27 protein-coding genes, 1 pseudogene and 1 riboswitch are annotated in these 22,421 nt (G+C 62.8%); of the genes and pseudogenes, 25 read left to right on the top strand and 3 right to left on the bottom strand.

Annotated features, from left to right (window positions below):
- Window positions 1-4 precede the first annotated feature (4 nt).
- The 3 genes from EN845_RS28950 to EN845_RS28940 all read left to right on the top strand — a co-directional run bounded on the left by EN845_RS28950 (window position 5) and on the right by EN845_RS28940 (window position 3,439).
- The gene (locus EN845_RS28950) at window positions 5-697 is read left to right on the top strand and encodes a T6SS immunity protein Tdi1 domain-containing protein (protein WP_127873239.1); all 693 of its coding nucleotides are present in this window, start codon (window positions 5-7) and stop codon (window positions 695-697) included.
- A gap of 61 nt (window positions 698-758) precedes the next feature.
- Window positions 759-2,627, top strand: coding sequence for a hypothetical protein (locus tag EN845_RS28945; protein ID WP_127873238.1), 1,869 nt, complete (start codon window positions 759-761; stop codon window positions 2,625-2,627).
- A gap of 38 nt (window positions 2,628-2,665) precedes the next feature.
- Window positions 2,666-3,439: a hypothetical protein gene (locus EN845_RS28940; RefSeq protein WP_127873237.1), complete on the top strand. Its 774-nt coding sequence runs from the start codon at window positions 2,666-2,668 to the stop codon at window positions 3,437-3,439.
- A gap of 135 nt (window positions 3,440-3,574) precedes the next feature.
- Here EN845_RS28940 and EN845_RS28935 read toward each other — a convergent pair whose 3' ends face one another.
- Window positions 3,575-3,859 carry a hypothetical protein gene (locus EN845_RS28935; protein ID WP_127873236.1) on the bottom strand — a complete coding sequence of 95 codons (285 nt, stop codon included), beginning with the start codon at window positions 3,857-3,859 and terminating at the stop codon, window positions 3,575-3,577.
- 177 nt (window positions 3,860-4,036) lie between these two features.
- Here EN845_RS28935 and EN845_RS28930 point away from each other — a divergent pair, with 177 nt between their 5' ends.
- The 6 genes from EN845_RS28930 (at window position 4,037) to EN845_RS28905 (ending at window position 6,463) form a co-directional block, all read left to right on the top strand.
- Window positions 4,037-4,777, top strand: a complete 741-nt coding sequence (locus EN845_RS28930; RefSeq protein ID WP_127873235.1) for a glycosyl hydrolase 108 family protein — start codon at window positions 4,037-4,039, stop codon at window positions 4,775-4,777.
- A 2-nt stretch (window positions 4,778-4,779) separates the two neighbouring features.
- Window positions 4,780-4,980 (top strand): hypothetical protein, encoded by a 201-nt coding sequence (locus EN845_RS28925; protein ID WP_127873234.1) that lies wholly within the window; start codon window positions 4,780-4,782, stop codon window positions 4,978-4,980.
- Window positions 4,977-5,216, top strand: a complete 240-nt coding sequence (locus tag EN845_RS28920) for an ABC transporter permease (protein WP_127873233.1) — start codon at window positions 4,977-4,979, stop codon at window positions 5,214-5,216. Before EN845_RS28925 ends, EN845_RS28920 begins: the two co-directional genes overlap by 4 nt.
- Window positions 5,201-5,395 (top strand): hypothetical protein, encoded by a 195-nt coding sequence (locus EN845_RS28915; RefSeq protein WP_127873232.1) that lies wholly within the window; start codon window positions 5,201-5,203, stop codon window positions 5,393-5,395. The genes EN845_RS28920 and EN845_RS28915 overlap by 16 nt, the downstream gene beginning before the upstream one ends.
- Before the next feature lie 103 nt (window positions 5,396-5,498).
- Window positions 5,499-5,816, top strand: coding sequence for a hypothetical protein (locus tag EN845_RS28910; protein WP_127873275.1), 318 nt, complete (start codon window positions 5,499-5,501; stop codon window positions 5,814-5,816).
- Window positions 5,817-5,992: 176 nt separating this feature from the next.
- Entirely contained in the window at window positions 5,993-6,463 is a 471-nt protein-coding gene (locus tag EN845_RS28905) for a GNAT family N-acetyltransferase (RefSeq protein WP_127873231.1), read from the top strand.
- A gap of 178 nt (window positions 6,464-6,641) precedes the next feature.
- On the opposite strand, the gene EN845_RS28900 is transcribed toward EN845_RS28905, so the two are convergent.
- Window positions 6,642-7,349, bottom strand: a complete 708-nt coding sequence (locus EN845_RS28900; RefSeq protein WP_127873230.1) for a hypothetical protein — start codon at window positions 7,347-7,349, stop codon at window positions 6,642-6,644.
- 177 nt (window positions 7,350-7,526) lie between these two features.
- Between EN845_RS28900 and EN845_RS28895 the strand changes: the two genes are divergently transcribed.
- The 3 genes from EN845_RS28895 (at window position 7,527) to EN845_RS28880 (ending at window position 11,175) form a co-directional block, all read left to right on the top strand.
- The gene (locus EN845_RS28895) at window positions 7,527-9,095 is read left to right on the top strand and encodes a glycosyltransferase family 39 protein (protein ID WP_245511827.1); all 1,569 of its coding nucleotides are present in this window, start codon (window positions 7,527-7,529) and stop codon (window positions 9,093-9,095) included.
- Between the two features lie 176 nt (window positions 9,096-9,271).
- Window positions 9,272-9,790 (top strand): peptide-methionine (S)-S-oxide reductase MsrA, encoded by a 519-nt coding sequence (msrA, locus tag EN845_RS28890; protein ID WP_127873229.1) that lies wholly within the window; start codon window positions 9,272-9,274, stop codon window positions 9,788-9,790.
- Between the two features lie 569 nt (window positions 9,791-10,359).
- Window positions 10,360-11,175: a formyltransferase family protein gene (locus tag EN845_RS28880; protein WP_168247830.1), complete on the top strand. Its 816-nt coding sequence runs from the start codon at window positions 10,360-10,362 to the stop codon at window positions 11,173-11,175.
- Window positions 11,176-11,232: 57 nt separating this feature from the next.
- Here EN845_RS28880 and EN845_RS35580 read toward each other — a convergent pair whose 3' ends face one another.
- Window positions 11,233-11,490, bottom strand: a complete 258-nt coding sequence (locus EN845_RS35580; protein WP_167531512.1) for a hypothetical protein — start codon at window positions 11,488-11,490, stop codon at window positions 11,233-11,235.
- A riboswitch (TPP riboswitch) is annotated at window positions 11,485-11,598 on the top strand. It overlaps the preceding gene by 6 nt.
- Here EN845_RS35580 and EN845_RS28875 point away from each other — a divergent pair.
- The 13 genes and pseudogenes from EN845_RS28875 to EN845_RS28800 all read left to right on the top strand — a co-directional run bounded on the left by EN845_RS28875 (window position 11,589) and on the right by EN845_RS28800 (window position 22,417).
- Window positions 11,589-12,197, top strand: coding sequence for a YkoF family thiamine/hydroxymethylpyrimidine-binding protein (locus EN845_RS28875; RefSeq protein ID WP_127873227.1), 609 nt, complete (start codon window positions 11,589-11,591; stop codon window positions 12,195-12,197). Its footprint overlaps the riboswitch before it by 10 nt.
- A 43-nt stretch (window positions 12,198-12,240) precedes the next feature.
- Window positions 12,241-13,059, top strand: a complete 819-nt coding sequence (locus tag EN845_RS28870) for an ABC transporter permease (protein ID WP_167531515.1) — start codon at window positions 12,241-12,243, stop codon at window positions 13,057-13,059.
- Complete coding sequence (locus EN845_RS28865; protein WP_127279091.1) at window positions 13,056-13,823, top strand: ABC transporter ATP-binding protein; 768 nt, start codon at window positions 13,056-13,058, stop codon at window positions 13,821-13,823. The genes EN845_RS28870 and EN845_RS28865 overlap by 4 nt, the downstream gene beginning before the upstream one ends.
- Window positions 13,816-14,832, top strand: a complete 1,017-nt coding sequence (locus EN845_RS28860) for an ABC transporter substrate-binding protein (protein ID WP_127873226.1) — start codon at window positions 13,816-13,818, stop codon at window positions 14,830-14,832. The genes EN845_RS28865 and EN845_RS28860 overlap by 8 nt, the downstream gene beginning before the upstream one ends.
- A 38-nt stretch (window positions 14,833-14,870) precedes the next feature.
- Complete coding sequence (locus EN845_RS28855; RefSeq protein WP_245511826.1) at window positions 14,871-15,716, top strand: isoprenylcysteine carboxylmethyltransferase family protein; 846 nt, start codon at window positions 14,871-14,873, stop codon at window positions 15,714-15,716.
- A gap of 687 nt (window positions 15,717-16,403) precedes the next feature.
- Window positions 16,404-16,568 (top strand): DUF3309 family protein, encoded by a 165-nt coding sequence (locus EN845_RS28845; RefSeq protein ID WP_127280942.1) that lies wholly within the window; start codon window positions 16,404-16,406, stop codon window positions 16,566-16,568.
- Window positions 16,569-16,838: 270 nt separating this feature from the next.
- Window positions 16,839-16,975, top strand: a pseudogene (locus EN845_RS36210) (ABC transporter permease); the annotation flags it as partial.
- Window positions 16,975-17,652 carry a TOBE domain-containing protein gene (locus EN845_RS36205; protein ID WP_245511825.1) on the top strand — a complete coding sequence of 226 codons (678 nt, stop codon included), beginning with the start codon at window positions 16,975-16,977 and terminating at the stop codon, window positions 17,650-17,652. The pseudogene EN845_RS36210 and the gene EN845_RS36205, both read left to right, overlap by 1 nt.
- A gap of 237 nt (window positions 17,653-17,889) precedes the next feature.
- Complete coding sequence (locus tag EN845_RS28820; protein WP_127873225.1) at window positions 17,890-19,140, top strand: aconitase X; 1,251 nt, start codon at window positions 17,890-17,892, stop codon at window positions 19,138-19,140.
- Complete coding sequence (locus EN845_RS28815) at window positions 19,137-19,577, top strand: DUF126 domain-containing protein (RefSeq protein WP_167531514.1); 441 nt, start codon at window positions 19,137-19,139, stop codon at window positions 19,575-19,577. The genes EN845_RS28820 and EN845_RS28815 overlap by 4 nt, the downstream gene beginning before the upstream one ends.
- A 260-nt stretch (window positions 19,578-19,837) precedes the next feature.
- Entirely contained in the window at window positions 19,838-20,434 is a 597-nt protein-coding gene (locus tag EN845_RS28810; RefSeq protein ID WP_127873223.1) for a thioredoxin family protein, read from the top strand.
- A 34-nt stretch (window positions 20,435-20,468) separates the two neighbouring features.
- A complete protein-coding gene (locus EN845_RS28805; protein ID WP_127873222.1) occupies window positions 20,469-22,094 on the top strand; it encodes an FAD-binding protein in 1,626 nt (541 codons plus the stop codon).
- Entirely contained in the window at window positions 22,091-22,417 is a 327-nt protein-coding gene (locus EN845_RS28800; RefSeq protein ID WP_127873221.1) for a ferredoxin family protein, read from the top strand. Before EN845_RS28805 ends, EN845_RS28800 begins: the two co-directional genes overlap by 4 nt.
- Window positions 22,418-22,421 lie beyond the last annotated feature (4 nt).

Here is a 22,421-nt window from a genome sequence, read left to right as displayed (position 1 = left end):
TGCGTTGTACGAGACATTTCGACAACATTTTCCGGTTGAAAGTAGGATGGCGGCTGGCGGAGGCAATGCGGCTTTCGACGCGAAAATATTTGGTTTAAGCGAATTGCTGACCAGCTTCGGCGGGGCTTCGTTCAGGAAAGGTCTCTACCGGGTCATCCGCGCACAGGACGTGGCACTTTGGAACGCCAGGGTAACCTTGGGTTTTCCGGAGTTTGTCGGCCGGATCACTTGCTTCGGGTACGATTGGCAGGGCTCTGCGTTTGCAGTTGACGGTGAGAGACTTGAACAAGGGCAACCTGGAGTGCTCCTGTTTGAGCCGGGTACAGGCGAAGCGCTTGAAATCCCTGCCAACATCGAGACTTTCCATGATGTTCTGGCCATAGAAGATCCTGATGCCGCGCTGAGTGCCAATATATTTGTGGAGGATTGGCTGGCGGCTGGCGGGGCACCGCCAACCTACGACCAGTGTATTGGTTACAAGATACCGCTGTTTCTTGGGGGAGTGGACGACGTCTCAAACCAGGAACTGACGGACCTTGAGGTCTACTGGCACATAATGGGCCAAGTCATAGCCAAGATAAAAGGGTTGCCGCCGGGCACGCCTGTAAACATCCGCAAAGCCCCTGAACCAGAACTCGCAGCACCGAAGAGTTCCATGCTGGGCAAATTGTGGAGATCATTCACCAAGCAGGCCTGATCGCCGGCTGCGCATTTGTGGCCGCCGTGATGGCGGTTTCTGCCGACCTTCGCACGATAAGTTGGCATCGATACTCAACCTTCTTCAAGCCTCGCTTTCGCGGGGCTTTTTTCATGGAGCAAGCCTCATGGCCCGACCTGCAACCGCCGCCGTTCGCCTGTTGACCGGCGAGCGTGAACCCGTGCGCCTGGCGACCACGGTCAACATTGCCCTTTACGGGCTGCAAACCATCGATGGCGTGGCCACCGAGGTAGGCGACCGGGTGCTGGTGAAGAACCAGGCCGATGCAAGCGAGAACGGCATCTATACGGCGAGCGAAGGCCAGTGGTTCCGCGCCGCCGACGCACGCACCGCGCGCACCATGCAGAAGGGGACCACGGTGCATGTGCAGCAGGGCGCCGTCTCGGCCGATTTCGTGTACGCCTTCGAAACCTTGAACCCGGTAATCGGTGTCAGTGACATCGTGATCAACTTCTATATATCGGACGATATTGTCGGCGACCTCAACGAGTCTGGCGCGCCTATTCTAGCTGCTGCCGAGGCAGCTCGTGATGCTGCCTTGGCAGCGGCGGCCGGTGTGAGTCTGCCGCCCGTCGTGGCTGACAGAATGCTTGTCGACAACTCTACCGGCACAGCGCGCGAAAGCAAAACATTCGCCCAAGTTCGCACGAGGCTTCAGTCGATCGCCTTCTCAGACCTGCCGGTAATAGAGGCATGGAACAACAACGTTCCCGGCGATGCTACCGACCAGACTGCGCGGCTTACCACGCTCATCAATTCGATGCCGGCCGAGGGCGGAAACATTTTGTTGAAAGGCGATGTGCGTGTGACTGCCCCGTTCACGGCTCTCCAGGGGAAGCACAATGTCCGCCTGATGGGCCTGGGCGGTCTCGGCACTGGATCCGCACAACAGACTTATCTTCGCTCATCCGCCGGTGCTGGTGTGGGCCGGGTGCTAGACCTGCGGGACACGTTTAATGTGTCGCTTGAAAAACTTTGGATCGAAGCGCTCGACAAGACAGTGTTCAATGCGGCTCTGATTGATTACGGCCTGATCGCTACGGGCTCGTCTTACATGCACATGACGGACTGCTTTGTGTTGGCCGATAGCGCAGCAATTGGCTGTCGTGGCGTGAGTCTATATGGCTCGACGCAGGGGTCTTTCAAGGACGTGTCGTTCAACGGCAAGGCATCGGGCGGCGTCCTGGCGCTACAGGATACGAATGCCGTCGGCTTCTGCAACGCTCACACCTTCACGTCCTGCCACTTCAAGGGAGCGAACGGCAACTACCCGGTGCACGGGTCTGGCGAAGGCCTTACCTTCATTGGGTGCAACGTGCAGGCCGGCGCAGATGGCATTGGCCGGTTCTGGTCTGGGTCGACGATCCAGGACTTTCGAGGCATCGGTATTCTCGGCTGTACTTTCTATGATCAGCTCGCCGGCGGTGGCGAATGGATCGCAGCTTATCGAGGCAACGCACTCAACGTTATTGGGTGCCGCTTCGGCGGGTATGATACAGCTGGCGCCTACAGTGCTGCTGTTCGACTTGGCGGAGCTGCGGCGGGCAACGGCAACGACGGCGTGCATGGCGCAAACATCTGGGGCAACAATTTCGACCATTGTTCGCCTGCGGTGTCGTTTGCCGGTGTGGTTGCGAACCGCACGCATGCAATGGAAGTCGACATTCGCGGCAACCAATTCGTCGGCCTGACAAACAACCTTGTGGGTTCGATTACTCTTGCCGAGAGGCTAAGCTTCGGGCCGAACAACATCAACGGCACAACTGGCACCCTTGTGGGTGTAGACGGCGCGATGATGCAGCTCTACAAAGTTCTCCCTACCAGCGCCGGCACTGCGCCAGTGGGTGCTAAGTCCGGGGTACTGTGGGTGGACACGTCAGCGGGTAACGTTGTCAAAATCATCCCATAACCCCTTGTGGCACTTGATCTGCAAGCTAGGGATGTGTTTTGAACGCTGCTGTGAAAGAATCAATTTTCGCCTCTATCCTAATATGCCTTGCGCTGGTGAGTGCGGGCATTTCCAGCCAGCATTTTTCGACGATTTGGCAGCTAGATGCGAGCAAAGAAGCGGCCATCCCGATATCCAGCGTTCCGAACGATGCGCTAGACTTGGAACCTGGCGAGAGCCAACTAGGGTATGTCAAGCGCATCACCGAGACCGTGCACAATGCCACCGGCCACTGCGAGCCCACAAGTTATCAATTGAGCGTCCTTGAGCAGATGGTCGTACGGCTGTCCGGAGGCCCTGACGCGTTCGCAACAGAAGGGGTTTTGGTCAAAGACCGCTTTACATGTGGGTTCTGCCATCAACGGGCTTTTCTCGTTCACCAGGCACTGCAACAAAACGGTATTGACTCGGAAGTCTTTGGCCTGACGGGCCATGTTGTTGTCCGAGCCTTGATCGAAGGCAATCAGTATTTCACCGACCCAGACTATGGGGTCGGGCCATTTCCGGCGATGGCCGAGATGCTGGCCGGCAACGTTCGGAGTTCTTACAATTCGTTTGGAAATGTGGATGAACTGGTGGGGTATTACACAACCCCGAATGACAACGAAGCATATGGCGGCCTAGACAGCGTTTTTGAGCAGCAATCGACTATCGTCCACACTGCCAGTGACGCCGCAAAGTTGCTTTTGGGACTATCCATGCTATGCCTTTCCGTATGCGCTCTCGTCACCCGTCGCAAGGCCAGCATGTTTCTAAATCGCAAATCCTTCTGATCTGCGTGGCAGGCGCCTTGGCCGCCTTGGTCTGCGCGATGACAATTTATCAGATGGGGAACAGTGGTCCGCCACCGGCACTTTCGAAGTGCACTGACAGTCCGCAGTGCATTAGCTTTTCGCGTAAGATCTAGCTTACAGCTTCAGCGAGGTAGCGTTGTGAAGGGCCCGCCAAAGATTGCTGGTATATTCGCGCACCGAGCCGTCTTCCAGTCGAATCCATCCGAAGCCTGAACCGCTTTCGTAAACCACCAACCAGTTCCGTTGTTCTCGAAGCATTCCCGCTAGGATCGCTTCTCTGTCGCTCGACTGCACTAGGCGGTCACGGGTGCCATCGCTCAAGCTAATTGTGTAGCCGCTGGTCAACAACCCGTCGACAACGCGGCCGACCACCGACTTCTCAACGCTTAGCGCTGTCATTGATTTCAATCCCCAAACTGCCCACCTGCAATTTATACGAAATATCGGGCAAAGTCACCTTGCCGTGAGCGGAACGGGCCGCGCGATTCCCGTCCGGTACGAGTTCGACTCCATAGTTCCCCGTCGGCCCGGCTATCAGGCGCCGACAATAGCCATCACCATCCGAAAGGAACCCCCATGGACCGCAACTTCGTGCGGGCGCTTGCGCTCGTCTTGAAATCCGAAGGCGGCTGGTCGGACAATCCGGCCGATCCGGGCGGCGCCACGATGAAGGGCGTCACCCTCGCCAATTTTCGCCGCTACGTGAAAGCCGACGCCACCAAGGCCGATCTGAAGAAGATCGACGATGATCAGGTGGCAACGGTTTATCGCCGCTTCTATTGGGATGCCGTGCTCGGCGCGGAACTGCCTGACGGGGTGGACTATGCCGTCTTCGATTTCGCCGTGAACAGCGGCCCGGGCAGGGCGGCGAAGTATCTGCAGGCGATGGTGGGGGCTCTTCAGGACGGCCGCATCGGGCCGGCCACGTTGGCGGCGGTCAGGGCAAGACCGGCCGGCGTCGTGATCGACCAGCTCTGCGATGCGCGGCTGGCGTTCCTGCAACGCTTGCCGACATGGGCGACATTCGGGCGCGGCTGGTCGGATCGGATCAAGTCGGTGCGGGCTCACGCGTTGCTGATGTCGAGCCCGGCGGCAGTGCCCGCGACTGCGCAATTTGCAAAGCCGGCGCCGGACGTGACTCGATCAAACGACACGGTGCCTGCCGGCAACGCGCCGGCCGTCGAGCCCGCGTCGCCGGCGCCTGACAAATCCGGGATGCCGATGGCGGCAAAGGCGGGCGGGATCATCGCTGCCTGCCTATTCGTCATCCTCGCCGCGTGGCGCCACGTCGCCGCCGCCCTTGAAGGGATGTTCTGACCATGGCCAGCGTTACCCAGCCGACCATCCGTCCAACCAACAAGCTGACGGCCGCCACGATCGCCGCTGCCGCAGTTTCCGTTTCCGGCGTCTTCGTGCGCAATCTCTGGCCTTCCTGGTACGACGCCGAGACATGGGCCACGCTTCTGCCGATCGCGGTCTTTGCCGTCGGCTATCTGGTCAAGGATGAGCCAAACCAATGAGCGCGCTGATTGATTTCCTGCTCACCAATCCGACCGTTCTGGCCATTGGTGCCGCCATCCTGGCGGCATTCGGCTGGGGTGTTCGCCTGCGGCTGGCCGGCGAGCGCGCGGAGCGCGCGCGACAGGCCGCCACCGAAGCCGCGGCGCGCGAAGTTGCCGACCAGATCCAGAACGACATCGGCGCACTGCCGGCCGCCGCCGCCCGAAAGGAGCTCGGATCATGGGCAAGGGAGTGATGCTCGCCTCGGTCGTGGCCGCGCTGGTTGGCTGTACCACCGCCAAGGGCGGATTTTGCGCGGTGTCGAGCCCGCTGCGCGTGTCGGCGGCCGCGATTGACGCGCTGTCGGATGCCGAGGTCAAGGCGCTGCTGGCGCACAACCGCAAGGGCGAAAGACTGTGCGGGTGGAAGCCATGACTGTCGTCTTCCTTCCGATGGGCTCGGTCCTGCTGCTTGGCGGCGTGATCATTTTCAGCGCCGGATCGATCTTCGGCTTTCTCGTTGCGAGGGCGGTGAAATGATGCACGACCTGTTCGACCTGCTCGGCATCAAGGGGCCGGTGGTTGCCGCTGGTCTCGCCGGCGGCGTCCTGCGGGCGTTGTCGCGTCATCGCTACAAGCTGCGCGAGATGGTGGCGTCGCCAATCTGCGGCGCGCTGGCCGCGGCCTATCTGACGCTGCCCGTGGTCCAGTATGCCCGCGCCACCGGGCTGCCGCTGGCCAATGACGACACGACGACGCTGGCGGCGGCTTTTCTTATCGGCGTCTGCGCCATGTGGATCTCGGATATTCTGTTCGAGGTGATCGTGCGGAGGTTCAGGCCCGCGGCGGAGGAATAGCCCGACACTTTGCTCGGCGTCGAAAATCTGCACCTGTCGGCTCTATCGAGCCAAAGCCCGCCTCGGCTCGCGCCGAGGCGGGCTTTTTTGCATTTGTGGCTCCCGACCGGCCACTGCTATATCCCGACGCAAGGCTGCCGCGTTCGCGGCGGCGTTGATTCAGTTTGGGTTTGCGGATGCACATTGAACGATATGACGGGGACCGCGACGCGTTGCGGCCGCTGTTTGCCCTTGCCGACGATTCAGCCATGCAGATCTCCAGCTATATCGGTCAGGGCGAGGTGCTCGTCGCGCGGGATGGCGGGAGGATCGTCGGCCATGCGCAGATCATCGAGACAGGCGACGGCGGTGTCTTCGAACTCAAGAGCCTTGCCGTGCGTCCGGCAAGACAGAGCGAGGGGTTGGGGCGTGCCCTTGTCGCGGCGGCAATCATCCGCTGCCGCGAGTGCGGCGGCCGACGTCTGATCGTTTCGACGGCGAGCGCCGATATCGGCAACCTGCGATTTTACCAGCGGCAGGGCTTTCGGATGTACCGCATCGTTCGGGATGCGTTCGGGCCATCGACCGGTTATCCCGAAGGCCTGCTCGTGAACGGCATTCCGTTGTGCGACCAGGTGGTCTTTGAACGGGATCTCGGCGCCGATTGACGGCGGCGGATTGCCGCCTGCGATGCAATGCCATTGGACTAGCGACAGCCATCGCACACAACCAATAGCCCGCTCCGGTTCGCCGGGGCGGGCTATTGGTGTTTCTGGGCCTAACGCGCATCTTCGGATTTTTCATGCATGGCGTGCTCCAAAGCCGGGTTACTTCGGTAGACCTGCCTTAGGCCAGGATGTTGACGGCGCGGGCCGCGACCAGCGCGATCGTCAGCAGCGAGATCATCGCCTCCGCCATCATCAAAAGCTTGGCGCGCCGGGAAAGCGGCAATGTGTCGGTTGGTGAAAACGCCGTCGCATTGGTGAAGGCGAGGAAGAAATAGTCGACGAAGCCGGGCAGCCAGTCGCGGATCTCGCGATCATTCAGGGTCATTTGCGGAAACAGGAAATCGGCATGGGCGCGTTTGACCAGGCCGCAGGTCGGCGGCCCGCCCCGGTCGGTGCTCCAGAACCACAAGGCAAAGACGATCACGTTGGTGACCCAGATGTTGAGCGCGTCGACCAGCAGCGTCTGGCCGCTGGAGCCGGCATGGCCAGCCAGCAAGGCACGCACCAGGAGCACCAGCGAACCGCAATTCATGACGCTGACGACGCCGGTCATCACCAGGGCCGTCCGGCGGATCATGACGCGAAACCGTCCGACCAGATACCAGTGCTCCTCCTCGACCGCTTTCTGGGTGGCGGCCTGCGTCCAGGCGGTGGCCACGGACAGCGGCGCGAGCAGGGCGGCCTCCAGCGCCGGCGCCAGCCAGCGGGGACCGAATGAAAGATCGTTGATGACCAGAAGCTGCAGGCAGATGATGACGAGGACCGCCGCGCGCGCCAGCCAGAAGTCGAGCGCGCGGTGGTGGATGACGGCATGCGGGTGACGCATCGAATATCCGGGATTTTCTAGTGGGATCAGGTGTGCGGGCTGTTCTGCCCGGTAAGGGCAACGGGACGCCGAAGTTCCCGCTCAATCTTGGTCTTGCAATGACCTGCAAGTATACTTTTTTGTAAGCTTTGACGTTGGGGCTGTTCGGCAAACCGGGCAATGTGGTTTAAGCCGCGCATGGCGGGAATTGACGACTCCATCGATCGTTGGGTGCCGGCAGGGCTGCCTGCCGTGGCGCTGGACTCGTCGTCGTTCTGGTCCGCCCTGCTTCGGCACCCCTGGGGTTTGCTGGCACTTTTGTGTCTGGTGCAGACGCTGTGCTGGACCGTGGTGCCAACACTCATCGATCCCGCACCGCCCGGCGATGTCGTGGAAGGCTTCATGTGGGGCCGCGAATGGGTGCTTTTGACCTACAAGCACCCGCAGCTCCCCGGCTGGCTGCTCGAGGCCAGCCATCTCCTGACCGGATCGTTCCGCTGGCCGCAATATCTGCTGGCCCAACTGACGATCTCGGCCACGTTCGTCCTGGTCTATCTGCTGGCCCGCGACATGCTCGGACAACGCCGCGCGCTGGCCGCCGTGCTTTTGATGCCATCGGTCTATTTCTTCGGCTGGCCGACGCCGCAATTCAATCACGACTATGCGCAAATGCCGTTCTGGGCCGCGATCTGCTGGCTGCTGTGGCGCGCCGGCCGCGGTGGCGGGCCAGGCTGGTGGCTGGCGCTCGGACTGGTGTCGGGCGTCGGGCTTTATGCCAAGTTTTCCACCGGCCTGCTGCTTGCCTTCGGCGCTCTCTGGCTGCTGTCCGACGCGCGCGCGCGCAGTCGGCTGGCGACGCCCTGGCCGTGGCTTGGCCTGGCCGTTTGTCTCGCGGTCGCCGCGCCGTTGGCCATCGCACTCTACCGCATCGATTTCCTGCCGTTGACCTATTTCGCCGGCCGCGATGCCTGGGTAACCGAGCACCGTGCGCGCCTCTACTATATCGGTGTCCAGCTGGCCGGGTTTTCCGGCTTCCTCCTGGTGCTGGCGATATCAGGGCTGCTGCGGCGTACGTCGGCTCCGCAGGACCCCGTCGAGCGCGGTAAGCTGGTCTATCTCACCTGGATGGGACTTGGGCCGGCGACGCTGATCATGGTCGCCTCTTTGTTCACCGGCACCGGCGAGGCCTGGGGCGCGCCGATGTACAATCTCGTCGGCGTCGTCGCGCTCGCCTTTCTCGGTCACCGGCTCGGTGCCCCCGAGATGCGAAGGTTGGCGATCTGCGCCTTCATCTGCATCGTGGCCATGTCGGGGGCCTATGCGGCCATCCGCTGGACGGATTGCAATGTGCGCGGGCGGATGGACGCCGTCTGCTGGCCGGCGCGGCCGATCTCGGACGAGGCCGAGGCGGTGTGGCACGCCGCGGTGCCCGGCCGGCTCGACATTGTCGGCGGCGATACCAATCTTGCCATGCTGGCGGGCCTCAACGCCTATGACAAGCCGTCGATCTTCACCGATCTCGATATGCGGTTCGCACCCTGGATCACGAGGCAGCGGTTGCGCGACCATGGCATGCTGATGGTTTGGTCGGGTCCTCACGTGCCGTCGCAGCTGCGGGCATGGTTGGACAACGTTCCGGTCAAGACCGTTCTTTTCAACTGGTCGCGCGAGGCGCCGCCTGTGGCGATCAGTTTTGCGGCCATTCCGCCTGGTATCCGATATCTGCCGGTCGCCGCCAGCAGCCGGACTCGGCATCCGCGCATCTAAGGTTTCCCCGTTCCTTAGGGGGCGCCTTTCACCGGTATAGCCGAATGGCCCGCTCGTCCGACTGGACGAAGCAGGCGACAATGCCCATTTATGGGACTATCCAAATTTGTTGTCGCGCAATTCCCCGGGGAACGCCGCTACAGTTTTCCCGGAATTGCCTTTTGAGGAGACGTTACATGGCGACTTCGAGCGAACGTGCAGTGCTTGCCGGCGGCTGTTTCTGGGGCATGCAGGATCTGATCCGGCGCATGCCGGGCGTCCTCGCCACGCGTGTCGGCTACAGCGGCGGCGACGTGCCGAATGCCACCTATCGCAATCATGGCACGCATGCCGAAGCCATCGAGATCAGCTTCGATCCGGCGAAAATCAGCTTCCGCCAGCTTCTGGAATTCTTCTTCCAGATCCACGATCCGACGACGCGCAACCGCCAGGGCAACGATGTCGGCATGAGCTATCGCTCGGCAATCTACTACACCAGTGAGGAGCAGAAGCGTGTGGCGGAGGACACCATCGCCGATGTCGATGCCTCTGGCCTGTGGCCCGGCAAGGTTGTCACCGAGCTCGCTCCAGCCGGAGCGTTCTGGGAGGCCGAGCCCGAGCACCAGGATTATCTGGAGAAGTATCCGAACGGCTACACCTGCCATTTCGTCAGGCCGGATTGGAAACTGCCGGTTCGTGAAAAGGCCGTTTCATAAGGCTCGCGGATCAGTCTTTGCGGCAGTGGGTTTAAGCGCCCGCCGATTGCCGCGAGGCCATATCAATAGCGGCTGTCAGCCCCGCCCGGCGGTTGACAGTCCGCGGCACTGCTGACCAACTGCGCGGGTTGATTGATTTCAGGGGGAGCATGAGGAAACTCTACGAAAAACCTGTGTTGGTGAAGCGGGAAAGGCTCTCAAGTGTCGCCGCGGCAGGACCGCTTTCTCCCAAACCAGGCTGACGGCTCGGCCGGTCTTTTGGTAGTGACTGGACCGGTTCGTTACGGTGCTCGGATTGCCGGGCGATGTCTTGCCCCGCCGGATCTGAAAAGATGATTTCTTTCGAGCCTGTGGCCGGCGCCCGGCAGCTCAATGCAGTTTTCATCCTGGATGTTTCTGCTTACACCGGGCCTCTGCTTTCCGGCTGGATCGAGGCGGGAAACCGTATTGGCGCGATCATCGTGCCTGGCTTTCAGCGCCCATCCAGAGGCTTCAGCATTGGCAATTTTCGACGCCGGCTGAGGCGCCAGCTTCTGCTCAGGCGCTATCTCGGCAACACGCCGGTAAAGTTGATCGAATTCGGCCGGCCTTACGACTGGGACGAGCTTGGCCGGCAATTGCCTGACGTCGCCGCGGATGTACTGATCTGCTACGCTTTCCCGACCCTGATCCCGCAACAACTGCTCGGCCTCTTTCCCAAGGGCGGGCTTAATTTTCATCCAGCGCTGCTGCCCAACTACCGGGGTCCGCATCCTCTCCATCGCCTGGTCGCGGACGGCCAGCATGCCGTCCATGGCGGCGTGACATTGCACAAGATGTCCGCCAATTTCGATGACGGTGACATCCTCGGACAGGTGCCGTTCTGCGAAGCACACTGGGCAACGCGGCGGGATGTGGCCGACAGCGTGGCGACCGCGATGCGCGCGTTGGTGCGCGAGGTGGCGCCAGCCTATTGCAAGGATTTGGTGTCCGGGACGCGGCAGCCAACCGGTGATTTCGTCTGGGCGCGACTTGAGCGGAACCACATGGCGATTTCATCCGACATGTCGATCGAGCACGTTGCCCGATTGTGGCACGTCCTGGGCGGCAATCCCGGTATCTATCTGGACGTTGCCGGCCGCGAGGTTCGGTTGGCCTTTCAGATCGCGCGACTGGGTCCGCCAACTGGAAAAGGTCCGGTCAGGCGATGGGGGAGGGTGGAGTTCGATCTTGCCAATGGCCGGGTTCGATACCTCACCTATGGCCGCCTGCTCAAACGGCTGATGAAAATGCACACCGCATTCGCACGGCCAAAAGCCGGAAAACCGTGCCCCGAAATAAGAGTGTATGGCAAAGTAGCCAGCGAATCGGCGCCAGAGGTACCGCCGGCCGGTCGTGGCGGATAGTGAAGCCAATGCGCATGGCGGAACTTGCGTCCGCGCTTTTCCTGCTGCGAAAACTACTTACCGCAGTTCTTGTCGTTCACGGTCGGCGCGGTCGCCCTGCCATTGGCATCCGTCCGCGTGCTGGTCGGGCAATTCTGGTCCGCGTTGGAATTTCATGTCGCCCGGCGTGATGGTCGGGCTGTTGGCTGCGCCCGGATCGAGACAAATTTCCGGGCCGCAACACCCGGTTGCGCCTGCGCTGGCGCAATGCTTTTGGCGCAGCTTGCTGAAAAAACAGCTTCCCCAACCGATCGAATGGTGCTTTAACGCCGCCATCCACAGGGGTGCTCCGTACGGTCGGGGCTGAGACGGGGGCGGCAAGCCCACAGACCCTAGAAGCTGATCTGGGTAATACCAGCGGAGCGAGGCGGGCGATGTTTTCAGGCGCACAGGTTTCCCTATATCCCATGGCCGACGATTTTGTCGGCGTCATCCTGGGTGCGCTCGGCGTGCTCGATCCGTATCGCGACAAGCTCAGGATCGAGACCGACGACATCTCGACCTTGCTGGTCGGGCCCCCCGAGGTGCTATTCCCGGCGCTGCGCGACCTTTTCGTGGCTGCGTCTGGCAGCGGTAAGCATTGCGTGCTGTCGGCGACCATTTCGCGTGGTTGCCCAGGTGAGCCGGACGATCCGATCTGCCGCTCCGACACGTTTGGCGGACCTGCCGGGCCACTCGGCCCGCGCAAGCAAGCCGCCATTTCCGCCGTGCGCGGCGCGCCCGCCACTGGGCAGCCAGCGGCGGCGCAGTTCTCGCTCTATGTGATGGGCACGGACGACCATATGGACGAGATCTATGGCTGCATCGATTTCCTGAAGCAGTCTGGCGTCTATGATCGCTCCAAGAATTTCTGCACCAAGCTGCGCGGCGATGCTGGCGCGATCTTCTCGGCGCTCGACGAAGCCTTCTGCCGCTTCGGACCGGGCGCCGGCCACGTAACCCTCGACGTCACGGTTTCGGCCAACAGTCCCACTGCCGTCTGAACCGTTCGCGCCGACGCGCGAACGCCGTCAAGGTCATCCTCTCGTGGCTTCATCGTCATTCAACCCGCGTCAGCTCGCGGGCTTCCTCGCCCAGGCAGCGCCGGCCGTGATATCGATCGGCCTGGTGCTCGTGGCGTGGGAACTCTACGCAAACCATTCCGGCATCAAGCCGACGGTTCTGCCGGCACCCTCGCGCGTCTTCGAACAGGCGATGCTCAATCGTGACGCGCTGCTCGACAACGCCATTCCCACCATCCGCGCCACGCTGATCGGTTTTGCCTGCTCGCTCAGCGCCGCCTTCGCGCTGTCGATGCTGGTCGACTTCTTCCAGCCTTTGCGGCGCGCGCTGTTTCCTGTCTTCATAGTCAGCCAGACCTTGCCGCTGGTCGCCATCGCGCCATTGGTGGTGCTGTGGTTCGGTTTCGGGCTGACGCCCAAGATCATGCTGGTGGCACTGGTCACCTTCTTCCCGATGCTGGTGGCCCTGGTGCAGGGCTACGAGGCTACCGAGGTCGAGATCGGGCAGATGCTGCGCGCCATGGGAGCAGGGCGCTGGCGGGTCTTCATCCTGGCACGGTTGCCTTCGGCGCTGCCTTATTTCTTCGCTGGCCTCAGGATCTCCATCACCTATGCCGTCGTCGGCGCCATCTTCGCCGAATATGCGGGCGCGGCCAAAGGGCTGGGCATCTACATGCTCAACGCCAAAAACAATTTCCGTCCCGACCTGGTGCTCGCCGCCGTCGGCGTCAGCGCCGCCCTTACCCTCGTCCTGTTCGGGCTGACGGTGGTGCTGCAACGACTTGCCATGCCCTGGGAAAGAGCCGCTGGCAGGCAAGCCGCCCGAAAAGGCCCGCAAGCATGAGCCGGCTCGAATTGCGGCATATGCGCAAGGCCTTTGGCGGGCTCGAAGTGCTCGCCGACATTTCGCTGCGCGTGGATGCCGGCGAATTCGTCTCGATCCTTGGGCCTTCGGGTGCCGGCAAGTCGACGCTGTTCCAGCTTCTGACCGGCGCCGAGCATGGCGAGGGTGAGATGTTTTTCGACGGCGCGCCGCTCGACGATCATGGCAGGCATTTCGCCTTCATGCCGCAGCGGGACGCGCTGATGCCGTGGCGGCGCATCCTCGATAACACGACGCTCGGGCTCGAGGTGCAGGGCCTCGGCCGCAAGGCGGCGCGGACGCGTGTCGCGCCGCTGTTTGCCGAGTTTGGGCTTGCCGGCTTCGAGCGGCATTTTCCGGCGCAGCTTTCAGGCGGCATGCGGCAGCGCGCGGCGCTGCTGCGTACTGTCGTGCAGGAACGCGACATGTTGCTGCTCGACGAGCCGTTCGGCGCGCTCGATGCACTGACGCGCGCGGCCATGCAGCGCTGGCTCGAACAGATGTGGCGGCACCATCGATGGACGGCGTTGCTGATCACCCATGACGTGCGCGAAGCCGTGTTCCTGTCAGACCGCATCTATGTGCTGTCGGCCCGGCCTGCCCGTGTCGTGCGCGAGATCCAGGTGCCACTGCCGCGCCCGCGCGATCCGACCAGCGCCGCCACACGGCAGGCCGGGGCACTCGAGGCCGAGATCCTCGACATTCTGCTCAACCTCCAGCCAACCAAAGGACATGACCATGACTGACTTGACGCGAAGGCAGGCTCTGCTGCTCACCCTTGCCGCTAGCGTACCGCTGGCCACCGGATCGAGCCGCTCCTTCGCGGCAACGCAAAAAGTCACTGTCGCGCTGGACTGGACGGTCAACACCAACCACATCGGGCTGTTCGTCGCGCGCGAAAAGGGTTTTTATCGCGAGGCCGGTCTGGAGGTCGATATCGTGCCTTACAGCGACACCGGCGCCGGCACGCTTGTCGCCAACCGCGTCGCCGATTTCGGCATCAGCGGCACCATCAGCCTGTTCACCCAGAAGACCGCCGGCGCCGACTTGAAGGCCGTCTATGCCGTCGTGCAGTCCGAAACTGGTCGGCTGGTGTTCAATGCGGCGCGCAGCGAGATGAAGAGCCCGAAGGATCTGGATGGCCTGACCTATGGCGGTTTCGGCAGCGCCTGGGAAAACGCACTGATCTCGACCATCATCCGGCATGATGGCGGCAAGGGCGATTTCGAGACGGTGACGCTCGGCACTTCCGCCTATGAGGCGCTCGCCAACGGTTCGGTCGACTTCACCCTCGAAGTGTCGACCTGGGAGGGCGTCGAAGCCGAGCTCAAGGGCGTCAAGCAACGCAGCTTCGTCTATGCCGACTATGGCGTTCCCGACGAGCACACGACGCTCATCTCTTCGAGCGAAGCGTTTCTCCAGTCAAATCCCCAACTGGCGTCGTCCTTCATCCAGGCAACGCGGCGCGGCTATCAGTTCGCGGTGGATCATCCAGAGGAAGCCGCGACGCTGCTGATCGCCGCCAACAAGGATGCCCTCACCAATCCGGCGTTGATCCAGACTTCGCTGAAGGCACTGATCGACGGGCACTATCTGCGCGGGCAAGACGGCACTATCGGCATCATGGATCCCGCCAAGATGGAAGCGATCGGCTCCTACCTCCTCGCCGCGGGTATCCTGCATGATGCCGATGGCAAGGTTGTCGCGCAACGTCCGGATTTCGTGGGATATTTCAGCAATGGGTACCTCAGATAGGTGCCGACGCTGAGACTGCGAAAAGGTCGTATCGTCCGATGCTGGAGGCGAGGATGTCGCTAGGTCGCAGCCCGACAAAACCGCGGCTACGGCCTTCACCTTCGACCCGGTTTGATGCCGATCTGATCTTCTCGGTTAACGGCACGGCAATGGTTACGTGCAAAGGTCGCCCCCGAGGGATCATCGGGATGCTTGCCTTGCTAATGTCAAAAAGTGAAGCGCTTTCGCGTGCGCCAGACAAAAGGCTTTTGTCGGCGGCGCGCAAGCACGAGATCATGCTCGACTTGCGCGAAGGCTTCTTTCGCGCCTGTGCGCTGCTGTGCGCGGGGCTGTTCGTCTATCGCGGCGTCTATCAGCTTCTCGAGGATCCGACCCGGCTCAACACCGCGCTGGTGGCGATTTCCGAGATACTCACCTTCACCTGGCTGCTGCTGTCGCGGCGTCCGGTCACGCGTGACTGGAATCTGCTTACCGTCATCGTTTCGGTGACAGCCAGTTTTGGCGTTGCGTTGATCAGTCTCAAGCCAGGCATTGCGCTCATCCCTCTCTACGTCGCCGCGCCGTTACAGATCATCGCATTGTTGTTCGTTATCTGGGGCAAGATCTCGCTGGGGCGCTCTTTTGCGATCCTGCCGGCCAATCGCGGTGTGATGACGGGCGGTGCCTATCGGCTGGTGCGGCATCCGATCTATGCCGGCTACCTCGCCGGCCATGTGCTCTACCTCCTGTCGGCCTTTTCCTTCCACAATCTCGCTGTCTATGCGGTCATCACCTACATGCAGCTGTATCGAATCCTGCGCGAGGAGGCCTTGCTGGCCGCCGAGCCGGAGTATCGCGCTTACATGGAACATGTACACTACCGGCTGTTCTACCGGTTATTCTGAAGGCCAGGCTGTGAGGGTTGGCCAACAGGCTCATCAGCGTCCAGTGGTCGGAGCTGCTCCCCAGGCGAGGGCGCTGTAGCTCGGCGCTCCGGTCGGCGGCAGCAACGGCGCGAATGCCGGGCCGGCGTCAATATCGGAGATTCGGGCGGCATCAACGCCGGGCTCGGCGCCAATGCTGGTGGAACAGGCGGTATCAACGCGGGGCTTGGCGCCAATGTTGGCGGTACTAGTGGTGTCGGCGTCGGCGTGGGCATCGGCAACGTAACCAATCCCAGCAACCCGTCGAACGTGGGCATATCGCCCAACCCTAGCCAGCTCAACGTTCCGCGTGCCGTGGCCCAGGTGTCGAGCTCCCAGCTGAGGCGCATGAAGAAGCGCTGCGTCGACGTTCTCGGCAGCGAGGGGACTTATGACCGCGACCTGCGCCAGCTCTGCCTGCTGATCGCACGCCGCTGAGGTTGAAGGAGGCTGCGGAACCAGCCCTGAGGCTTTGACCGCACTCTCCTGGCCTCCGACCGGTCGGAAAGCCGCCGTCCAGGCGGGCTTTCTGCTTTGCGGGCTGGATGCTCCGTAGCCGGGATGGCCCGGGGGAACGCCAGCTCCCCTAAAACGTTCATACCTTACAACATCTGAAATAGCGCGATGTTGAAACGGCGCGAAAGCGCGCATTTAGGAGCTGGGAAAGTCATGGGTCTCGGAACAATACTTATCATCATTCTAATCCTCGCGCTGCTTGGCGGCTTCAGCGGTATCGGTGGTGGTCCGTTCTACGGAACCGGCTATTATGGTGGCGGTGGTCTCGGACTTGTGCTGATCATCATCATCATTCTTGTCGTCCTGGGCCGCATTTAGCAGTTCGATCACGGGAGCAATCGCGATCGCGTGACCGCGCTTACGTTGCCGAGCACCGGATTGTGATGCATCAGGCATTTCGCGGGGTTCAGGTATGGTGATCGCGGTCCACACCTCCCGTGAAAACAAGAGGAGAGGGTCCACCCCTTCATCCTCCCCAAGGCCCGCTCCGGCTTCCCGGAGCGGGCCTTTTTTCGTCAAAGCGGTTCCTCGAAGGGCGGCTCCGGGCGAATTGCGATGAAGCGTCCCTGCGCTGGTGGTTGACAGAATTGGCTTGGCACGGTCATCGAGGACCAGTTCGTCGCCGTGTTCACTGGCCGCTCGGGGAAGCACTGTCCTTCTTCCTGCTCGCCGTCGTGCTGGTCATCCTGGCGGTGGCTTCGCCGCTGCTGCGGAGGGTGGCGTGATGGCGACGACGCGCATCCTCGAATGGCTGGGTCGCCTCTATGTCGGGCTGCTGCTCGCCTTCCTTTATTTGCCTATCATCATGGCGCTGATGTCGTTCAACGTCTCGCCCCTCTATCAGCCGCCGTTCGAATGGACGACCGAGTGGTACGCCTCGCTGTGGCAGAACGACCAGCTGATCGCGGCGACCTGGAACAGCATCGAGATCGCGGTCATCACCACGATCATTTCAACCGTGCTCGGCTCGGCGGCGTCGCTGGCGCTCTTTCGTCATGAGTTTCGTGGCAAGAAATTCCTGCAGGCGCTGCTGTTTCCGCCGATCGCCATTCCTTGGCTGATCACCGGCACGGCGATGCTGATCTTCTTCTTCGGCGTCGGGCGCGGCCTGTTCGCCATCCTGCTCGGCCATGTCGCGCTGGCCAGGGGCAGGCTGGGCCGTGCGGCCCGAGCGCATCCGCATTGCCGCCGATGCCGGCCCGTGGATGCCGCCAATGTCACCATGCTCGAGGGGCAGGTGTCGAAGCGCATCTTCGCCGGCAACAACAGCACCTATTTCGTCGAGCGCGCCGGACAGACGCTGAAGGTCATCGTGCAAAACACCGGTGCCGACAGGCTGGCGGAGGGGCAGGATGTGGTGCTGCGATGGTCGCCGGACAGCACGGTGTTGATCGGCGGTTAGGATGCAGTCGACGGTTGGGATGGATGGCGTTCCTTGGCGCCCCCCTCTGTCCTGCCGGACATCTCCCCCACGAGGGGGGAGATTGACTGTCATCGCTGGTTTCGCAAATCTCTCACGTCGCAAAAAACGAGCGCCAAGGCTGAAGCCGCCGATCTCCCCGCTCGTGGGGGAGATGCCCGGTAGGGCAGAGGGGGGCGCTGTCCCGCCATACGGTCGGGTAGGCCTAGGAGCACATCGATGACGCTTGAACTGGATGCCCGCGACCAATCCATGCTCGGCGGCGAGCACGGCCCGTCCGCTGCGGCGGCCATGAAAATCCTGGCCGCTTTTTCCAACGCGATCGGAGCAAACAGCCTGCTCGACATCACCGGCGCCCATATCGACGGTTGCCTCTATCACGGCAAAGCCGGGCTCGATTTCGTCGAACGGCTGGTCGAGGGCGGCGGTCGTGTTCAAGTGCCGACAACGCTCAATGTCGGCTCGTTCGACCTCATCCATCCCGGCATGGTGAAGATGCCGGCGGCGGAGGAAGCACCGGCGCGGCGGTTGATGCAGGCGCATCTCGAACTTGGCTGTCAGGCGACATTCACCTGCGCGCCCTACCAAACGCGGTTCCGACCCAAATTCGGCCAGCAGATCGCCTGGGGGGAATCCAATGCCATTGTCTTCGCCAATTCGGTGATCGGCGCGCGCACCAACCGCTACGGCGATTTCATCGATCTGTGCTGCGCCATGACCGGACGCGCACCGGCCTGGGGCCTGCATCTCAGCGAAAACCGGCGCGGCCGTGTCCTGTTCGAACTGGACGTTGCCGAGCTGGAACCGACTGACAGCCTGTTCGTCGGCGTCGGGCTGATCATCGGGCAAGCCAGCGGCGACCGCGTTCCGGTGATTGCGGGCCTGCCCAGGCCGCGCGACGAGGACCAGTTGAAAGCGCTCGGTGCCGCGGCGGCAACGACAGGCGCGGTGGCGCTGTTCCATGCGGTTGGCATCACGCCGGAGGCCAGAACCGGCGACGAGGCGTTTCAAGGCATGGTGCCCGAGGAGATCGTCCGCGTCAGCCGTGCCGACATCGACCATGCATTGGCCAGGCTGTCGATGGTGCCTGATGGTGCGCCGCTCCGCGCCGTGTCGCTGGGCACGCCGCATTTCTCGCATGAGGAATGGATGCGCCTGCTGCCGCTGCTGCGCGAGGCAGCACCCGGCAAGGGCATCCCGATCTATGTCAACACCGGACGCGCGACGCTGACGCGATTGCAGGAGGAGGGGGCGCTCGACGGCATGGAGGCATTCGGCCTGATCCCGGTTGCCGATACCTGCACCTATGTCACCTCGATCCTCGAACGTCTCGATGGCGTGGTGATGACCAATTCCGGCAAATGGGCGCATTACGCGCCGGGCAATATCGGCGTGACCGTCGCCTTCGCCGAGATGAGGGACTGCATCCGCTCCGCCGCGGTTGGCCACGTCGTGCGGAGTGTGTCGTGACGCGCCGGATTGAAACGGACGCGGCTGACCGGCTGGGCACTTTCCAACTGGCCGGCACCGCCGAAGGGCAGGCCTTAGTGTTCTCGCAGCCGCTCAGCTTCTGGGGCGGCATCGATGCCGAGACCGGCGACATAACAGATCATTCGCATCCAGGTCTTGGCCAGAATGTCGCCGGCAAGATCCTTGTCATGCCGAGCGGCCGGGGATCGTCATCCTCGTCCTCGGTGCTGGCCGAGGCGATCCGCATTGGCACGGCGCCGGCGGGTATTCTTCTGGAGCGGCCGGACCCGATCCTGGCGGTGGGCGCGATCGTCGCCGAGTTTCTCTACGACATTCGCATGCCGCTTGTGGTGTGCGATATTTCCGGCATTGGTTCCGGTGGTCGGATTTTCATCGGTGTTGGTGGGGATGGCGCTGCGGTCGTTCGCAAGGTCTAGGAACATGCGTTCCTAATCAAGCTCGCTGCGGACATCGCGGATGGAAGCCGCCGCTGCTTCCCAAGTCTCATTTCTTCCAAGGCGGCCTTCTCTCGAACAAACCTGCCGGCGCGGCCCCGAACATTGGCACGATATTCTAAGCTGCGCGGTTGACCGTGGGCGTGCCCTGCGGCGTATAATTCTACTAAATTCATAGACTAACTGCGGTGCCTGGGCGCTTGCCGCTTGACCTGTGAAAGCCGGCTGAAGGGAGAGCATCGATGCCGAAGACTGAATCCAATCCGATCGAGCTTGGCACCGAGGCCGCCGACTTCCTGTTGCCGGACGCACAGGGCGTGCTGCACCGGCTGGCCGATTTCGATGTCGGGCCGGCCTTGCTCGTTGCCTTCATTTCGAACCGTTGCCCCTTTGTCGTGCTGATCCGCGAACAGCTCGCCGCATTCGCGAGAGACTACGCGGCCAAGGGCCTGCATGTGGTGGCGATCAACGCCAACGACCATCTGGAGCATCCCGAGGAGACACTGGCGCGGATCGGCGAGGAGTCTGAAAAGGTCGGTTATTCCTTCCCCTATCTGAAGGACGCCTCGCAGCAGGTGGCGAAAGCCTATGGCGCGGCCTGCACGCCCGACTTCTTCCTGTTCGGCGCCGATCGCCGGCTCGCCTATCACGGCCAGTTCGACGACGCGCGGCCAGGCAATGGCAAGCCGGTGACCGGTGCTGATCTGCGCGCGGCTGTCGACACGGTGCTGGAAGGCGGCAGGCCCGCCGCAAGCCAAGTGCCGTCGATCGGCTGCAACATCAAATGGAGCGCCGGCAATGAGCCGGTGTGGTTCTCCGGTGCGGCCCGCGCCGCATAGCGCCGGCCACGTCGCACTCCTTCGCCGAGCATCCATGCCCAAGTCGCAAAAATCAGCTTCCGACAACTTGCATCTCCAGGCCGATGTGCTGGTGCTGGGCGGCGGTCCGTCGGCGGCCTGGGCGGCGGTGGCGGCGGCCGAAAGCGGCGCCAGGGTGGCGCTGGCCGACAAGGGCTATCTCGGTACCAGCGGCGCCACGGCGCCGTCGAACACCGGCACATGGTGCGTGCCGCCGGGCGATAACAGGCATGCCGTGGTGGAGCGGCGCTGGCAGCGAACCGGCGAACTCGCCGACCAGCGGTGGATGCTGCGTTGCGTCGACACCGCCTACCGCAATCTGCTCAGGCTTTCGGAGTGGGGTTATCCCTTCCCAAGCGAGGATGACGGGCGGCTCTACATCGCCAATCTGCGCGGGCCGGACTACATGCGCTTCATGCGCCGCCGCGTGCTGCTGGCCGGCGTAACCGTGCTCGACCATCATCCCGCGCTCGAACTCCTGTCCGACGGCGATGCCATCGTCGGCGCAGGCGGTGTCGCCCGGCAGGCGGGCCATGACTGGCGCGTCGACGCCAAGGCCGTGGTGCTGGCGACCGGCGGCTGTGCGTTCCGCGAGCGCATCCTCGGTGGCACCGGGCTGACCGGGGACGGCTATCTGATGGCGGCGGAAGCGGGCGCCAGCCTTTCCGGCATGGAATTCACTGGCAAGTACACGTTGGCGCCGTACGGTTCCTCGCTGAACAAGGGGTTGCCGTTCCGCTGGGCCTCGTTCCATCGCGAGGATGGCTCGCCGATCCTCGGACCCACGGGCGAGCCGTTGCGGAACGGCATCGGCGACCGCGAGGACGAGGTGGCGCGCGCACTGATCGACGGTCCGGTCTATGCGCGGCTCGACCAGGCCGAACCGGCGTTGCAGGGCTGGCTGCGTCAGGGTCAGCCGAACTGCTTCGTGCCCTATGACCGGGCCGGCATCGATCCGTTCATTGACCTGTTTCGCATCACGCTGCGCGCCGAAGGCACGGTGCGTGGCACCGGCGGCATCGACATTGTCTCCGACGACTGCGCCACAGGCGTGCCTGGCCTCTATGTCGCCGGTGACGCCGCAAGCCGCGAGATCATGACCGGGGCGGTGTCGGGTGGTGGCGCCGTGAATTCCTCCTGGGCGCTGGCCAGCGGCTGGTGGGCAGGCAAGGGTGCATCGACCCATGCCAAGCGCCGCGCCGGCAAGGCGTTTCGGAGCACCGTGCAACCGCTCGGTCAGGCCGGGCTGCGTCCTGCGGCAACGCCGCGCGCCGATATCGCGGCGGGCGAGGTCATCGAGGCGGTGCGTAACGAAGTGACGCCACTCGACAAGAACTTCTTCCGCAGCGGCGCAGGCCTGGAGAGAAGCAGCGAACGGCTGGAGAGCGTCTGGCGCGCTGTGCGCGACCATCTGCGGGGCGAGGGCGCGGACAAAGTCCGCGCACGCGAGGCGGCATCGATCGCCGCTGCCGGGCGCTGGTCCGTGGCCTCGGCGTTGCACCGCACCGAGAGCCGCGGCATGCACCGCCGCACCGATCTGCCGGGTAAGAGCCCAGCCTTGGCGCGCCGCCTTATCATCACCGGTGTCGACGCGTTCCGCATCGAAGGGACGCCTGAGCGGCCGGCGGAGTTGGCATCATGATCGAGATCGTCTCGGCCACGCGCTGCGTGGAATGCGACATATGCGTCAAGGTATGCCCGACCAATGTCTTCGACGCGACCGAGCATGGTGCCCCCGTCATCGCACGCCAAGACGACTGCCAGACCTGCTTCCTCTGTGAAATCTATTGCCCGAGCGACGCGCTTTACGTTGCCGAGTTCGCCGAAGGGCCAACCGGCATCAGTGAGGCGGAGGTCGAGGAGCGCCTTCTGTTCGGCAGCTATGCCCGCGCGCTCGGCTGGGCGCGCGGCAAGGCCGGCGGCTCCCAGTTCGACCCGACGCACCGCATCCGCGTGGCGCAATAGGAGC

The sequence above is a fragment of the Mesorhizobium sp. M8A.F.Ca.ET.202.01.1.1 genome (assembly GCF_004791595.1).
Lineage (GTDB): Bacteria > Pseudomonadota > Alphaproteobacteria > Rhizobiales > Rhizobiaceae > Mesorhizobium.
The sequence above is the reverse complement of the archived record's forward strand: the minus strand, read 5'-3'. Positions and strand labels throughout refer to the sequence as shown.

Bases quoted from the DNA above. Each gene is read 5' to 3' on its own strand.
- EN845_RS28935 (WP_127873236.1), bottom strand. From the start codon at position 3,859: ATGACAGCGCTAAGCGTTGAGAAGTCGGTGGTCGGCCGCGTTGTCGAC.
- EN845_RS28930 (WP_127873235.1), top strand. From the start codon at position 4,037: ATGGACCGCAACTTCGTGCGGGCGCTTGCGCTCGTCTTGAAATCCGAA.
- EN845_RS28925 (WP_127873234.1), top strand. From the start codon at position 4,780: ATGGCCAGCGTTACCCAGCCGACCATCCGTCCAACCAACAAGCTGACG.
- EN845_RS28920 (WP_127873233.1), top strand. From the start codon at position 4,977: ATGAGCGCGCTGATTGATTTCCTGCTCACCAATCCGACCGTTCTGGCC.
- EN845_RS28915 (WP_127873232.1), top strand. From the start codon at position 5,201: ATGGGCAAGGGAGTGATGCTCGCCTCGGTCGTGGCCGCGCTGGTTGGC.
- EN845_RS28910 (WP_127873275.1), top strand. From the start codon at position 5,499: ATGCACGACCTGTTCGACCTGCTCGGCATCAAGGGGCCGGTGGTTGCC.
- EN845_RS28905 (WP_127873231.1), top strand. From the start codon at position 5,993: ATGCACATTGAACGATATGACGGGGACCGCGACGCGTTGCGGCCGCTG.
- EN845_RS28900 (WP_127873230.1), bottom strand. From the start codon at position 7,349: ATGCGTCACCCGCATGCCGTCATCCACCACCGCGCGCTCGACTTCTGG.
- EN845_RS28895 (WP_245511827.1), top strand. From the start codon at position 7,527: ATGGCGGGAATTGACGACTCCATCGATCGTTGGGTGCCGGCAGGGCTG.
- msrA (WP_127873229.1), top strand. From the start codon at position 9,272: ATGGCGACTTCGAGCGAACGTGCAGTGCTTGCCGGCGGCTGTTTCTGG.
- EN845_RS35580 (WP_167531512.1), bottom strand. From the start codon at position 11,490: ATGGCGGCGTTAAAGCACCATTCGATCGGTTGGGGAAGCTGTTTTTTC.
- EN845_RS28875 (WP_127873227.1), top strand. From the start codon at position 11,589: ATGTTTTCAGGCGCACAGGTTTCCCTATATCCCATGGCCGACGATTTT.
- EN845_RS28865 (WP_127279091.1), top strand. From the start codon at position 13,056: ATGAGCCGGCTCGAATTGCGGCATATGCGCAAGGCCTTTGGCGGGCTC.
- EN845_RS28860 (WP_127873226.1), top strand. From the start codon at position 13,816: ATGACTGACTTGACGCGAAGGCAGGCTCTGCTGCTCACCCTTGCCGCT.
- EN845_RS28855 (WP_245511826.1), top strand. From the start codon at position 14,871: ATGCTGGAGGCGAGGATGTCGCTAGGTCGCAGCCCGACAAAACCGCGG.
- EN845_RS28845 (WP_127280942.1), top strand. From the start codon at position 16,404: ATGGGTCTCGGAACAATACTTATCATCATTCTAATCCTCGCGCTGCTT.
- EN845_RS36205 (WP_245511825.1), top strand. From the start codon at position 16,975: ATGGCGACGACGCGCATCCTCGAATGGCTGGGTCGCCTCTATGTCGGG.
- EN845_RS28820 (WP_127873225.1), top strand. From the start codon at position 17,890: ATGACGCTTGAACTGGATGCCCGCGACCAATCCATGCTCGGCGGCGAG.
- EN845_RS28810 (WP_127873223.1), top strand. From the start codon at position 19,838: ATGCCGAAGACTGAATCCAATCCGATCGAGCTTGGCACCGAGGCCGCC.
- EN845_RS28805 (WP_127873222.1), top strand. From the start codon at position 20,469: ATGCCCAAGTCGCAAAAATCAGCTTCCGACAACTTGCATCTCCAGGCC.
- EN845_RS28800 (WP_127873221.1), top strand. From the start codon at position 22,091: ATGATCGAGATCGTCTCGGCCACGCGCTGCGTGGAATGCGACATATGC.